The following is an 11,886-nucleotide window of genomic DNA, read 5'->3' as shown; positions in this document are numbered from 1 at the left end:
ATATGCCACTGTGCCCAGCGCGGCCAACCCGCCGTAGGTTGCCAGATTGCTGTTGGCTTTGTGCCCCACCAGCATGCCTAATACACCTGCACTCAGGGCTGTTTTGTCACCGTCGGACAGCAGTGACTTGTCGCCGGATGTGGCATTTTTTACTGATGATCCAGCCTGGCTCATTGCTGATTTGCCGGCGCTGAGCAGGGATTCAAGTATATTAAGTGCACTCATGATGGGGTATCCTTATTCAATGGTGGGGACCGATAGCGGTCAAACCGAGTCAGATCAATCGACATCTATCAATGCTCAGACCAAGTCTACCAAGTTTGAGTGTCATATTGCAGTCAGTATTTGCTGGTTTTTATAAATATTTACGTTCGCGATTGCGGCGCTGTTTCATTGAAACAGCGTGACAGGACGCGTAGAATAACCTTTAATTTCAATAGATGGAGAGATGGATGCCAAGTTTTGACGTGGTCAGTGAAGCCGAAATGACAGAGGTGCGCAACGCAGTCGATCAGGCCAACAAAGAAGTTTCCACCCGTTTCGATTTTAAAGGGTCCGATGCCCGCATCGAGCAGAAAGATCTTGAGCTGGTGATTTACGCCGATGATGATTTCAAGGTGGGGCAGGTGCGTGAAGTGCTGCTCAATAAACTGGCCAAGCGCAATGTGGATCTTCGGTTTCTGGAAAAAGGCAAGCAAGAGAAAATTTCCGGTGACAAGCTCAAGCAGTTCAATACCATCAAGAAAGGCGTGACCGGAGATCTGGCCAAGAAAATCGTGCGTATTATTAAAGACAGCAAACTGAAGGTGCAGGCAAGCATCCAGGGCGATACCGTCAGGGTCACCGGCGCCAAGCGCGATGTGCTGCAAGACGTCATTGCCCTGCTGAAAAAGGAAGTGGCCGATGCGCCGTTAAGCTTCAACAATTTCCGGGACTGAGATTGCAATATTGATGGGCGCTATATCGGTGACGCTCTACCAGTGTCGCTATATCGGCCACCAGCCTCGAGGAGCGGCCGTGGGGACCATGCTCGGATATCATCATTCCTGACAAGCCGCTTGTTACTTGTACTGGGAGCAGCCCCGTGTTGCGGACAGGCTGCCGCACACGCTTTGATAAGATGAAAAAAAGCCCGCCTGGCCTGCTGATGTGATCAGCCGGGCTGGCGGGCTCTCTCATAATAGGGCTTGCGATGTTCGTAGAAAACTCGCCGGGCCCGATTATGCATCATTACATGACACGACTGCGGTATTCGTTGGTGCGTGTGTCGATTTCGATTTTATCGCCGATATTGCAGAACAGCGGTACGGCCAGATTGTAACCGGTACTGATTGTGGCCGGTTTCAGCACTTTGCCTGAAGTGTCGCCCTTGACAGCAGGCTCGGTATAGGTGATTTCACGAACAATGATCGTAGGCAGTTCTACAGAAATGGCACGGCCTTCGTAGAACACGACTTCAACGGTCATGCCTTCTTCCAGATAGTTCAGTGCGTCGGTCATGCTCTCGGCTTCGACTTCGTACTGGTTGTATTCTTCGTCCATGAAAACGTACATGGGATCTGCGAAATACGAATAGGTGCATTCTTTCTTTTCCAGCATGACAATTTCGAATTTCTCGTCTGCTTTGGAAACCTGTTCGCTGCCTGATCCTGTCAGCAGGTTTTTGAATTTGAGTTTGACAACAGCGGAGTTACGGCCGGATTTGTTGTATTCAGCTCTTTGCACGACCAGGGGTTCGGTGCCCACCATGACGACGTTACCTACGCGCAGTTCTTGTGCGGTTTTCATTAAATATGCTCCGGATGGAATGGATGTGGCAGATTCCGCTGCAGACCTGGCAGGTGTGGTGCCTGAACGCGGACGCCGGCGGAAAAAAGTATGATTTTAGCCTGAGTTGGCGGTATTTTCATAAAAAATCCGGATGGATTCCGATAATGTCTTGTTTTTAGACAAATTTTCGGCAAATGTGCGACAGCTTCTGCGCCAGCTATCCAATTGCCCGGGCGTGTTAAGCAAAGCCGTAAGCTGATTGGTGAAATAGGCATGCCTGGAGGGCGAATTCCAGCTGCGCATCATGGCTTTGGTCTCTTCATGCCCGGGAAAAAGCGCCAGCCATGCCTGCAGCTTTTTCAGATGAGTATCGTCACTCTGCTCGTATATTTGCCATAGAAAGGGTTTGCGGGACCAGATGGCCCGGACAAAACTGTCTTCGCCGCGCACAAAGTTCAGATCGCACAGCCATAATAATTGGTCGTATTCGTCCTGGGGCAGAAAAGGGATGCGCAAAAGCGTAACGCCTGGCAGCGGTGTCTGCTGATCCTGCGCAGCATTGTCCTCTGATGGGGCAGGTTTTTTGGCCTGCATCGTCGTCTGAGGCGCTGCCTCGGGCACGGCATCTGGCGAGGAGGCGGGGGCGTTGCCCATACCAGTATCGGGAATTGAAACAGCGCCATGCAATTGGGTAGTGGCATCGCGTTCCAGCTGGGGCAACACTGACTGGGGTACCAGTAGCACCACAGGCCTGCGTGATTTTCGCAGGGCATGCAGCAGGCTGCGGTAGGGGGCCGAGGCATAGCAAAACAGACTGACAAAAAGCGTGTCAGCTTGCAGATAGGCCTGGGCTTGCGGCAGGCCAAGACGTTGCAAAAACTGTTTTTTCTTTGTTGAAGAATGCATCCAGCTGCGCCGACGCTCGCTCAATCCGGCTTCGCCAATCAGCCCGCCGGTCTGGTCTGAAAAACCCGGGAAGAAGAAATACTTTGTGACGCCGTTGCGTTGCGGAGAAGGTTGAGCGTGAAAGCCCGCCGTCCAGGACTCGGCCGACAGATATTCAAGATTGAGCCATAGCTTGGTATGGCCCGGCATGGCGTCAATGTATTGGGCTGGTGGATCGCAGGCGAATGCCTCGATCACCAGCTGTGCCGGCGTATGCGCGGTCTGATTGTCAGTCCAGTGAATGATCCGGATGTCCTCGACCAGTTGTTCGTCCAGTTCAGGCTGTACCGCCGGGGCCAGCTGGCGAAAAACCGTCAGGTCATCAACCCAGAGTCTGACGTGTGCCGACCATTCGAGGTGCAGGGAACGGGCAAGCCGCCAGCACACGCCGATATCGCCGAAATTGTCGACAACCCGACAGAAGATATCGATATGGGGTTTGTTGCCGGGAGCCGGGTGTTTAGTGGAAGCGTCCAATCGGATCCTCCGATACGTCAGGCATCATCACGGGCATCAGGTCCCCGGCCGGATTGGGAAATAACGGTTCGTCCGACACATCGCTGCTGCCATCGAGCACTTCCTTGAGGCAGGTAATATGGCGGATGCCATTGTTCTGCAGATGTTCGAGTAACGTATTGAGCTGGGCAAAATCGTTGATGGTCTCCAGTTGCTGATCTTCGGTCTCGTCAGGAAAGACCGGCCACAGGCATCCGTAAATCACTTCATGCGATTGCAGCAGCGTAAAGCCGATCCTGATCTCCCGCAAGGCCTCGTCCTGATACAGCGCAACGGTGGCACGAAAGGCATCCGGCGTGGTGTCAAAGACAGTTTGCAGCCATTGCGTGGCCGCTGTGATGGCCGCATATCGGATACGTTTGTCAGCCTGGCGATTGGCAATATAAAAGGCGTCGGGCAGCATGAGTTCAATGCCGCAGGCCGGCAGCAGCTTCTGGAACAGCGGCGTCGCCGCGGTACGCCAGCTCTCAAGGCAAGCCTGGCGCTGTTCGCTGAACGGACCCTGGGCTTGCTGCCAGCGGAAAACCGCCTGGCCTTTCGGTGTGCACAAGGCTGCCAACACGAAACGGCTGTCCGACATTAACTGCATGTCTTCGGACAGGTCATCAACCGGCACAACGGAGCGAACATGCGTGCCGAAAACCTTGCCGGTAATGGCCATCATCCACTGGAAAACGCCGGTAAACGAGCGGGGCATCTGATCGACGCTGAGGATTTGCGGGTGGATGGCCATCCGCACATCACTGGCGGCAATATGCTGACCAAGCAGCGTGCCGAGCGCTTGTTGTGCGGCGCCATCAAGGATGGGCAGGGGAATCTCGAAACGGGTCCAGGCGATGACCGGGATGGCCACGAACACGCAGTCGTAGGTCACGCCCTCATGGACCCATTCGCAGGACTCCGACAGCGTCTCTGCATTTTCCAGCAGAATGTCATGGGTTTCGGAATCGCTATCGGATAAATGGTCCAGCAGTCGTTCCACCGTCTTCTTGCGGTTCTGTTTGAAAATATCCAGAAGAGAGGTCTGAATCAGATTTTCCCAATAACGATCTTCAACAATGCAGCCTGATTGCTTCAGGGCAAGGCATAAATCGAGTAGCGGTTGGTCGCTGGCGTGCAGGCTGGCTGGTTTTTTCCGGTTCATTACACTTGTAGTTGCGCTGCCGGTCTGCCTTCAAAAGACAGGCCGGACAGCATGTTAGGATCGCGCGCCGCGGCGCTGATCGGGCAAAACACCATTTGTTCGCCCGGGCCGGCGGTGCTGGGGCATGTGGCAGAAGACTCAGCCTGTTTTCCCGGCACGGTGCGGACCCTGGCGTCTATCAAAGCAGCTGGCGCAGTACGAACGGCAAAATACCGCCGTTCTGGTAATAATCAACTTCAATTGGGGTATCGATACGCAGCAGAACGGTGACGTCCTGTGAGGTGCCATCGTCCCGACGGATGGTGAGCGTGACATCCTGCTGAGCCTTGATGCCGTTTTCCAACCCGCTGATATCGAACGTTTCGGTGCCAGTGATGCCCAGTGTATCGACACTGTCGTTGTCCTTGAACTGCAGCGGCAGCACGCCCATGCCAACCAGATTGCTGCGGTGGATACGCTCAAAACTGCGTGCAATGACGGCCTTGACGCCCAATAGCTGCGTCCCCTTGGCGGCCCAGTCGCGCGAGGACCCGGTGCCGTATTCTTCACCGCCGAACACCACGGTGGACACGCCATCCTGAATGTATTTCATGGCGGCGTCGTAAATGGACATCTGCTCGCCACCGGGCTGGTGCAGGGTCTCTCCGCCTTCTACGCGGCTGCCTGTTGGCAGTGGCGGAATCATCAGGTTTTTGATACGTACGTTGGCAAACGTGCCGCGCATCATGATCTCGTGGTTACCGCGGCGGGACCCGTAGCTGTTGAAATCTGCTTTCATGATGCCGTGCTCGTTGAGCCAGCGGCCGGCAGGCGAGGTTTCCTTGATGGAACCGGCAGGCGAGATATGGTCGGTCGTGACCGAATCGCCAAAGATACCCAGCGCCCGGGCATTTTTGACTGGCGGCATGGGTGACGGCGTCATTTCAAATGCGTCAAAGAACGGTGGTTTGGCTATATAAGTAGATTCAGGCCAATTGTAAACATTTCCCGTCACGCCCTTGATGTTTTCCCAGAGCTTGCCTGGGTTGGCTTTGACCTGGGCGTAATTCTTGCGATAGACCTCGGGCTGCATGGCGGCCGCCAGCAGTTCCTGCACCTCTTGTTCGCTTGGCCAGATGTCGCCGAGCCACACATCGCCGTTCTTGCCTTTGCCAACGGGCTCGGTCATGAGGTCTTTGTTGATGGTGCCAGCCAGGGCATAGGCGACCACCAGCGGAGGCGAGGCCAGGAAGTTGGCCTTGATATTCGGATGGATCCGGGCTTCGAAGTTGCGGTTTCCGGACAGAACGGCGGCGCAGACCAGATCGTTTTCAGTGATGGACTGGTTGATATCGGCTGACAGGTCACCGGCATTGCCAATACAGGTGGTGCAGCCGTAGGCCGCCACGTCAAACCCGAGCTTGTCCAGGTATGGCAGCAGGCCGGTTGCAGTCAGGTACTCGGTGACCACGCGGGAGCCTGGCGCCAGCGAGGTTTTAATATGGCTGGGGATTTTCATGCCGGCCTGCACCGCTTTTTTGGCCAGCAGGCCCGCGGCCAGCATCACACTGGGATTGGACGTATTGGTGCAGGACGTAATGGCCGCAATTAGGATATCGCCGTTTTTGAGCCTGGTGCCTGCGCTGGTCTCGAAAACCTGCTCGAATTTTTCAGGGCTCTGATTAAAGCCGTTTTCGATGGCCGGTTTGATGAACAGGTCGGCAAAGGTATCCTTGACGTTGCCGATCTCAATACGGTCCTGCGGGCGCTTGGGGCCGGCCAAGGACGGGGCCACGGTAGACAGATCAAGATGCAGCAATTTGGTATAGCGGATATCCTTGCCCTTGGGAATGCCATACATGTTCTGGGCCTTGAAATAATTTTCAAGCGCAGCCACTTCCTGCTCGGTGCGGCCGGTGCCCTTGAAGTAGTCGATGGTATGATCGTCGACCGGGAAAAAGCCCATGGTGGCGCCGTATTCCGGGGCCATGTTGCCAATAGTGGCGCGATTGGTCACCGACAATGTGGCTGTGCCCTCGCCACAGAACTCCACGAATTTTCCGACGACTTTTTCACGGCGAAGCATTTCGGTCAACGTGAGTACCAGATCAGTCGCGGTGACGCCACCGCGCAGTTGACCGGTGAGCTCGACCCCAATCACGTCGGGTGTGAGGAAATACACCGGCTGGCCAAGCATTGCGGCTTCTGCCTCGATACCGCCCACGCCCCAGGCCACCACGCCAATACCATTGATCATGGTCGTGTGGCTGTCTGTACCCACAAGAGAATCTGGATAGTAAACGTTGTCTTTCTGGTAGACGCCGCGGGCCAGGTATTCAAGGTTTACCTGGTGGACAATACCAAACCCGGGAGGCACGACGCCGAAGGTATCGAAGGCCTGCATGCCCCATTTCATGAACTGGTAGCGCTCCTGATTGCGCTGAAACTCCACTTTCATGTTCAGATCCAGCGCTTTTTTGGTGCCGAAATAGTCGATCATGACCGAGTGGTCCACCACCAGGTCAACCGGCACCAGTGGTTCGATCCGTTTTGGATCCCGGCCCATTTTGTCGGCAACCGCGCGCATGGCGGCAAGATCGGCCAGCAAGGGCACGCCGGTAAAGTCTTGCAAAACGACTCGGGCAACCACAAAAGGGATTTCGTCTTCGCGCTTGGCCACCGGTTGCCAGTTGGCAAGCTGGCGTACATGTTCTTCGGTTATTTTCTTGCCATCGCAGTTGCGCAATACCGATTCAAGCACAATCCGAATGGAAACCGGCAGCGACTGGACGTCAATGCCAAGTTGTTTGCCCAGTTCGGGAAGGGAATAATATTTTGCAGTGTTGCTGCCGATTCTGAATTCTTTGAGGGTGCTTGCTAACGACATTTTTATCTCCGGGGCGGTTCCGCACAAACAGTATTAAGTGTAGATCATTTTACTCCTTTTTAGCTGTGCGACCGGCAACAAAAAAGGCAGCTACCCCACAGGATAGCCGCCTTTTCTGGATATTACAGTTCAATTTAATTGACTGACCGCATCACGCAGCGAAGAGTTTACCCAGATCGGCAATACCGGCCCGGATCTTTTCTTCGGTCACGGTCACGAAACTCAAGCGCAGCGTGTTTTTCGGCGCATCGACATTGGGATAGAAAGGTTCGCCCGGCACATAGGCCACTTTGTACTGTTCAACGGCCTGGGCCAGCGCCAGGGTGGTGTCAAATTTTTCGTCCACTTTTACCCAGATAAACATGCCGCCGGTGGGGCGGGTCCACTTGGCCGACTTGGGAAAGTGCTCGTCCATGGCGTCGAGCATGTACTGGCACTGATTGCGATACAGTTCGCGCACCTTGGGCAGGTGCGTGCTCAGGAAACCGTCCTTGATGGTTTCGTACACGGCCATTTGGGTCACCGTGGCGGTGTGCAGATCGGTTGCCTGTTTGATTTGCACCAATTTGGCAATGATTTCGCGAGGCGCAACCAGGTATCCCAGGCGCATGCCGGGCGCCAGTACCTTGGAGAAAGAGCCCATGCGCAAGACGGTCGCACCGGCCTGGCGACCCAGATGCAGCAGTCCGGGTAGCGGTTCGCCCATGTAGCGCAGCTCGCCGTATGGATCGTCTTCCACAATGGGCACGTTCAGGCGGGCGCAGCGCTCTACCAGCGCCTGGCGGCGTTCCAGATCCATGGTGCGGCCGGTCGGATTCTGAAAGTTGGGCAGGCAGTATATAAAGCGGGCGCCGTCGGCTTTCTGGTCGCTGATGTCTTCGGGTATCAGGCCGCCATCGTCGGTAGCGACCGGCTCATAGACGGGTTCAAACAGAGAAAATGACTGGAGCGCGCCCAGATAGCTTGGCGATTCCACCAGCACTTTGCTGCCTGGGTCAATCAGCAGTTTGCCGATCAGATCCAGCGCCTGCTGGGAACCAGAAACGATAAGCACCTCGTCCACGTCGATCTGCGTGCCGCGCGCCTGGAAGTCGCTGACAACCCATTCGCGCAGCGGCCGGTAGCCTTCGGTTGGTCCATATTGCAAAGCCACCTTGGGAGATTCAGACAGTACCTTGTCGTACGCGGCGCGGATCTGTTCGGTGGGAAACCCCAGATGTGACGGCAGGCCGCCGGCAAATGACGTGACATCAGGACGTTCGGTAATTTTCAGGATCTCGCGGATGGCGGAGCTGGTCAGTTGCGTAGCACGTTGGGAAAATTGAAAGGGAACTCGGTTCATAATGACGGTTGGAATTATTCGGACTGATAGATGAGGCGCAGGTTGCGCAATGGCACAGCCCGGCATCACAGGAATGGCTTTAACCCATACAGAACCGCAAGTCTTGTGTAAAAGACATGTTTATAGAAATTTTGTTAATTCGTATAAAGCGTCTATCTGGTAAAGTATGCTGTTGATTACACCACCACCGGCGCGGCTTTTCAAGCGATTGATGCAAAAGTGCCGAATTTGTGAGCCAAAGGTGGTTTTTGCCGCAAAACTGTTATGGCCGGCTCACCAATACAGCGCCAGTGAAGGCTTACCGCTTAGCCGGGGTTGCAGTTTGGTCGCGCCGTAAAGGGTATCCGGTGGCCGATCCGGCCCGTGGATTTTCATGCGACGGGTGTAAATCTGTGAGCTCAGCTGTGTTCGTGATGCTGTTCGCAAAATCTCAAGTGATTGCCGAAAGGATCCGAAATATTCATGGTGAAACCCCATGATTCTTTTGTTACGCCAGGGCGTGCAAATGACGCCTTTTTGTTGATCAGGTCTTGCTGCAGCGTGTGGATCCCTTCCATGGGCAGGAAAACGGCGCTGCCGGGCGTGCCATCGCCGAAGTGTTCGCTCAAGTGCAGTACCAGGCTGTCGCGGGCAATCTCCATGTATAACGGCAGATCGGGCGCAAAGCGATGCTCCCAGCGCTTTTCAAAGCCCAGGAAATCCAGATAGAACGTCTCGGCAAGTGGGGTGGAGAAAATGCGCAGAATGGGGATGGGGTGATCAAGATGCATGGCAGCGAATCCGAAAAAGGTCAGGGGGCTGGCGTGTCTTCCCACAGCGTGAATCAAAGATGATCGTCAATGGGTCCAGGCGTAGCAGGGCAATGGTACAGCATTGGCGTTTTGCCGGTGAAGCGGCTTGCAAAACGGCATCATAAAAATGAGACAAAAAACCCGGTACAGCGTACCGGGTGATTGACACGCAGGCGTGTCTGTTCTGTGACTTGGTTATCTAATCTGCATGTGTGGCTTATTTCACCGGACCATTAAATGGTTCGTTGCCCGGATGCATGACGCAGGTTTCGCCCGAGGGCCGATACCTGTGTCATGTCGCTCAACCCCGAAGGGCTGAGTGATGGTAACCAGATGCCGACAGAATCATCAGATGCCAACAGAATCGGCGATTTCCTTGAAGTCTTCGATTTGGTCGAAGTTCATGTAGCGATAAATGCTCTCGCTGTTCTTGTCGATAATGCCCATGTCAGCCATGTATTCTTCGCGAGTCGGAATTTTGCCCAGACGTGAGCAGATAGCGGCCAGTTCGGCTGACCCCAGGTATACGAAGGTGTTCTTGCCCAGACGGTTGGGGAAGTTACGGGTACTGGTAGACATCACGGTAGCGCCTTCGCGAACCTGTGCCTGGTTACCCATGCACAATGAGCAGCCCGGCATTTCCATGCGGGCACCAGCCACTCCAAGTACGCCATAGTGGCCTTCTTCGGTCAGCTGCTTCTGGTCCATTTTGGTCGGCGGGGCGACCCACAGTTTTACCGGGATATCGCGTTTGCCTTCGAGCAACTTGGAAGCGGCGCGGAAGTGTCCGATGTTGGTCATGCAGCTGCCGATAAACACTTCGTCGATTTTTGCACCGGCCACATCCGACAGGGTTTTGACGTCGTCCGGGTCGTTCGGGCAGGCAACGATAGGCTCGTGCACATCGGCCAGGTCGATTTCGATGACCGCAGCGTATTCGGCGTTGGCATCAGGCTCGAGCAATTGCGGATTGGCAAGCCAGGCTTCCATGGCCTTGATGCGACGGCCCAGAGAGCGCTCGTCTTCGTAGCCATTGGCGATCATCCATTTGAGCAATGTGATATTGCTGTTCAGATATTCGATAATGGGTTCTTTGTTCAGATGCACGGTACAACCGGCAGCAGAGCGTTCTGCAGATGCATCTGACAGTTCGAATGCCTGTTCGATTTTAAGATCGGGCAGACCTTCGATTTCCAGGATGCGGCCGGAGAAAATGTTTTTCTTGCCTTGTTTTGCAACAGTCAGCAGATCATTCTTGATGGCATACAGCGGAATGGCATTGACCAGGTCACGCAGGGTAACGCCTGGCTGCATTTTGCCCTTGAAGCGCACCAGCACTGATTCGGGCATGTCCAGCGGCATGACGCCGGTGGCTGCGGCAAAGGCGACCAGGCCGGAACCGGCGGGAAAGCTGATACCAATCGGGAAGCGGGTGTGCGAATCACCACCAGTACCTACGGTATCGGGCAGCAGCATGCGATTGAGCCATGAGTGGATGATACCGTCGCCGGGGCGCAGCGCAATACCGCCGCGATCACTGATAAAGTCAGGCAGTTCGTGGTGGGTTTTGACGTCGACGGGTTTCGGATAGGCTGCGGTGTGGCAGAAAGACTGCATGACCAGATCTGCAGAGAAGCCCAGGCAGGCCAGATCCTTGAGCTCGTCGCGGGTCATGGGGCCGGTTGTATCCTGGCTGCCCACCGAGGTCATTTTCGGCTCACAGTATGTACCGGGGCGAACACCGGTGCCTTCTGGAAGACCACAGGCACGACCGACCATTTTTTGAGCCAGCGTGTAGCCTTTGCCTGAATCTGCAGGGTCAACCGGCAGGCGAAACTGGGTAGATGCAGGCAGACCCAGTGTTTCACGGGCCTTGGCAGTCAGGCCACGTCCAATGATGAGAGGAATGCGGCCACCGGCGCGCACTTCGTCAAAAAGCACCTCGGACTTGACCTTGAATTGGGCAATTACCTTGCCGTCTTTCAGGGCTTTGCCTTCGTAGGGGCGCAGTTCCACGACATCGCCCATGTTCATGTCGGAGACGTCCAGTTCGATCGGCAGCGCGCCGGCATCTTCCATTGTGTTGTAGAAAATAGGGGCGATCTTGCTGCCCAGACAGACGCCGCCAAAGCGTTTGTTTGGCACAAAAGGAATGTCCTGGCCGGTGAACCACAGGACGGAGTTGGTTGCCGATTTACGAGAAGAGCCGGTACCGACGACGTCTCCGACATAGGCAACCAGATTGCCTTTTGCCTTGAGTTCGTTCAACTGGCTGATGGGACCGATTTTGCCCGGTTCCTGAGGCTCGATGCCTTCGCGCGGGTTTTTCAGCATGGCCAGGGCGTGCAGCGGAATATCTGGGCGGCTCCAGGCGTCGGGCGCCGGAGACAGGTCATCGGTATTGGTCTCGCCGGTGACTTTGAAAACGGTAATGGTCAGGCTTTCCGGCACTTCAGGGCGGCTGGTGAACCATTCGGCATCGGCCCAGCTTTGCATTACGGCCTTGGCGTTA

8 protein-coding genes and 1 pseudogene are annotated in these 11,886 nt (G+C 55.2%); 1 reads left to right on the top strand and 8 read right to left on the bottom strand.

What is annotated here, in order from left to right; all coding sequences use genetic code 11:
- Positions 1 to 225: pseudogene (locus ACTIKR_RS03880) on the bottom strand (tellurite resistance TerB family protein); the annotation flags it as partial.
- A gap of 227 nt (positions 226 to 452) precedes the next feature.
- Between ACTIKR_RS03880 and ACTIKR_RS03875 the strand changes: the two are divergent.
- The gene (locus ACTIKR_RS03875; RefSeq protein ID WP_193088670.1) at positions 453 to 938 is read left to right on the top strand and encodes a YajQ family cyclic di-GMP-binding protein; all 486 of its coding nucleotides are present in this window, start codon (positions 453 to 455) and stop codon (positions 936 to 938) included.
- Positions 939 to 1,230: 292 nt separating this feature from the next.
- On the opposite strand, the gene efp is transcribed toward ACTIKR_RS03875, so the two are convergent.
- The 7 genes from efp to acnB form a co-directional block, all read right to left on the bottom strand.
- Complete coding sequence (gene efp / locus ACTIKR_RS03870; RefSeq protein WP_193088669.1) at positions 1,231 to 1,788, bottom strand: elongation factor P; 558 nt, start codon at positions 1,786 to 1,788, stop codon at positions 1,231 to 1,233.
- Positions 1,789 to 1,884: 96 nt separating this feature from the next.
- Positions 1,885 to 3,192: an elongation factor P maturation arginine rhamnosyltransferase EarP gene (locus ACTIKR_RS03865; RefSeq protein WP_442327193.1), complete on the bottom strand. Its 1,308-nt coding sequence runs from the start codon at positions 3,190 to 3,192 to the stop codon at positions 1,885 to 1,887.
- Positions 3,176 to 4,375, bottom strand: coding sequence for a DUF2863 family protein (locus ACTIKR_RS03860; protein WP_442327192.1), 1,200 nt, complete (start codon positions 4,373 to 4,375; stop codon positions 3,176 to 3,178). Before ACTIKR_RS03860 ends, ACTIKR_RS03865 begins: the two co-directional genes overlap by 17 nt.
- A 178-nt stretch (positions 4,376 to 4,553) precedes the next feature.
- Complete coding sequence (gene acnA, locus ACTIKR_RS03855; protein WP_193088666.1) at positions 4,554 to 7,241, bottom strand: aconitate hydratase AcnA; 2,688 nt, start codon at positions 7,239 to 7,241, stop codon at positions 4,554 to 4,556.
- 151 nt (positions 7,242 to 7,392) lie between these two features.
- On the bottom strand, positions 7,393 to 8,583 hold the full coding sequence (locus ACTIKR_RS03850) for an aminotransferase-like domain-containing protein (protein ID WP_193088665.1): 1,191 nt from the start codon (positions 8,581 to 8,583) through the stop codon (positions 7,393 to 7,395).
- A gap of 398 nt (positions 8,584 to 8,981) precedes the next feature.
- Positions 8,982 to 9,353, bottom strand: a complete 372-nt coding sequence (locus ACTIKR_RS03845; RefSeq protein ID WP_193088664.1) for a glyoxalase superfamily protein — start codon at positions 9,351 to 9,353, stop codon at positions 8,982 to 8,984.
- Positions 9,354 to 9,722: 369 nt separating this feature from the next.
- Positions 9,723 to 11,886 (bottom strand): bifunctional aconitate hydratase 2/2-methylisocitrate dehydratase (gene acnB / locus ACTIKR_RS03840; protein ID WP_442327191.1); only part of this gene is annotated, 2,164 nt, incomplete at its 5' end.

Origin of the sequence: Advenella sp. (genome assembly GCF_052108595.1) — a bacterium.
Taxonomy (GTDB): Bacteria; Pseudomonadota; Gammaproteobacteria; order Burkholderiales; family Burkholderiaceae_B; genus Advenella.
This window is presented reverse-complemented; position numbering and strand designations above follow the sequence as displayed.